The organism is Salinimicrobium oceani (assembly GCF_012037645.1).
Genome location: NZ_JAAVJR010001529.1, coordinates 1 through 297 on the forward strand (window position 1 = coordinate 1; position 297 = coordinate 297).

The 297-nt window shown below is 43.4% G+C and carries 1 protein-coding gene; it reads right to left on the minus strand.

Annotated elements, in window-relative coordinates; all coding sequences use genetic code 11:
• On the minus strand, positions 1-252 hold a 252-nt coding region (gene thyA, locus HC175_RS22940; RefSeq protein WP_168140071.1), incomplete at its 3' end, for a thymidylate synthase.
• Positions 253-297: the final 45 nt, after the last annotated feature.

A 297-nucleotide genomic window follows, 5' to 3' on the forward strand; every position in this document is an offset into this window, starting at 1 on the left:
GGCCCATTCATTCCAGATACGTACGCCGTTCTCCTGTAAATATTTGATGTTGGTGTCCCCGTTAAGGAACCACAGCAATTCATAGATGATCGATTTGAGGTGGAGTTTTTTAGTGGTAACCATTGGAAAACCTTCGCTAAGGTCAAAGCGCATCTGGTAACCAAATACACTTTTGGTGCCGGTGCCGGTGCGGTCTCCTTTTTCATTTCCGTGCTCGAGGACGTGTTTTATAAGGTCGTGGTACTGTTTCATGTTTTCTAATGTTTGCTAACCTGGAAGGTTTAATTCCGAAAATTT